Below are 2,111 nucleotides of genomic sequence, written 5' to 3'. Positions count from 1 at the left end.
TGAATTCTCGTGGAGCGAATTGGCAAGCTGAACCCGGGATTGGATGCCCAGCTTGGCGAAGATCGAGCGCAGCTGAGTGCCGACGGTGTTGACGGACACGCCCAGCGTTTTCGCAGCTGATTTGTTCGTGTGCCCAGCGGCGATGAGCGCGGCTACCCGCCGCTCCGCTTCGCTCAACGACGGCCAGCCGGTTTTCGTCGCCTCTGGATTCGCCGTCCACTTCTCCGGCCGGGCGCCGGCTTCGCGCATGAGGCGCTGAACGCCGGAACGCCCGGCCCAGGCGCCCATGTGGTCGTACTCGTCCCACGCCTGATCGAGATGGAGCAGCGCGGCCTTGCGGTCCCCGGCGGCCAGCAGCGCATGCCCGTAGGTTTCCGCGCCGAGGGCGCGCAACGCCGGGCGCGGGCTGGTCTGGAGCACCTTCGCGGCGTCGGCGAGTTGCCCTAGATCTGCGTCAAGTCGGGCGCGCAGATTCAGCGCGAGTCCCTCGAAACTTGCGACGCCGGGATTGCGTTCGGCCCCGAGTTCGGCGATCGCGACGGCTTGAGCGGTGAAATCGGCATCACCGGCCGCAAGCCCGATCTGGAAGAACACGCTCATCCAGCCAGGCCACCAGGCCCAGTAGGTTCGCGACTCGCGCGCCGTGAAGAGCATCGGCCGCAGCGTGGAAAGGGCGGTCTCGATATCGCCGTTGATGGCGGTGAGCCAGCCCCGCATCAGGGTCAAGCCAGGCAGGCGGATGTTGTCGTCGGCGCTGGTCAGAGTGGCAGCCGCTTGCAGGCGCAGGGCGGCGGCCGTCGGATCGCCGCGCAGCACCGAGACCGCGCTTCGGATCATGATCGCTTCCAGGGCGTGCATGTTGGTGCCGATCTGCTGGCCCAGGTCGATCAAGGTCTGCGCGCCGGCTTCGGCCTCGTCAAGCCGGCCGAGGTTGAAGTCCTGCCACAGCTGGGCGTACAACAGCGACGGCAGGGCGGCTTCGATATGCCCGGCGTCGTCGGCGTGAGCGCGCTGAAGCAACGCCTGCGCGTGGTCATATCGGTCCACCATGTGCAAGGCCATGATCTCCTCGGCGAGATACGACACGTCGCTGCGTGCGCGCAGCTCCCGGAAATGACGCAGCGCGTCATGGTGGCGGCCCTCGTTCTTGGCCGCCTCCCCGGCCGCCTGCAATGCCAGCTCCAATGCCTCCGTGTCGGCGACGGTCCGCGCGCGGTCCAGCGCCGTGCTCGCTTCGGCCGCCGCGACGGCGCCCACGGTCGTTCTGGTACGCGCGAGGGCCCGCGCTGACGTCAGCCGGGCCGCGACGGCGGGCTGCAGTTCGGCGCGCCGCCGCAGCCCGCCGTCGACGCGTTCGATGAGCTGGTCCGGTCGTCCGGCTAGCCACAGCGCGCGGGCGATGTCGGTCTCGATCTGCCCGGCGAGGTCGCTGTCATCCACGCGGGCCAGGAGCACGTCGGCGATGGCGAGGGCGTCGGCCGCTCGCTGCGTACGAGCGAGAACGGCAAGGCACCGGCGGCCGACGGCGAGCCAGCGCGGATGGGCTGGCCGCACCACCTGGAACGCGAGCATGGCCAGCTCCCCGGCGTCTTCGGCGCTGACTGTCGCGAGCTTCTCCGCGGCCTGCAGGAGGACGTGGGCGCTGGCGGTGTCGCCGGTGTACGCCGCCGCGCGGGCGTGGGCCGCGACGGCCAGCAGATCGGAGCCGGCCGTGATCAGGTGCGTGGCCAGCCGCTGATGCAGCCGTCGGCGCTCGGCGTCGCCGATGCCGGTGTAGACGGCTTCGCGGACCAGGTCGTGGCGGAAGGTGATCGTGCCGTCGCGGGCGTCGACGAGTCCCGATGCCACGGCTTGGCTGAGTACCTCGGCGTCGACGCCGCCGCAAAGCGACGGCAGGTCCGCCAGCGGCACCGGCCGCCCCGCCACGGCGATCAGCCGGACCAGAGCGGCGGCTGATTGGCCGAGGGCGTGGAGTCGGTTGTGGACCGTCACGGCGAATCCGGCCGCAGGTGCCGTCCCGGGCGGCCCCTCGATGAGCTGCATGATCAAGAACGGGTTGCCGTCTGCGGTTCTCAGCAGGCGCGAGGTGGACTCGTCGGGCATCCGGCCCA

General features: G+C 70.4%; 1 protein-coding gene. It reads right to left on the bottom strand.

The features are described from left to right. Positions 1-2,111 (bottom strand): LuxR C-terminal-related transcriptional regulator (locus VKV26_13110; GenBank protein HLZ70834.1); only part of this gene is annotated, 2,111 nt, incomplete at both ends.

The sequence above is a fragment of the Dehalococcoidia bacterium genome (genome assembly GCA_035310145.1).
Taxonomy (GTDB): Bacteria; Chloroflexota; Dehalococcoidia; order CAUJGQ01; family CAUJGQ01; genus CALFMN01.
The sequence above is the reverse complement of the archived record's forward strand: the minus strand, read 5'-3'. Positions and strand labels throughout refer to the sequence as shown.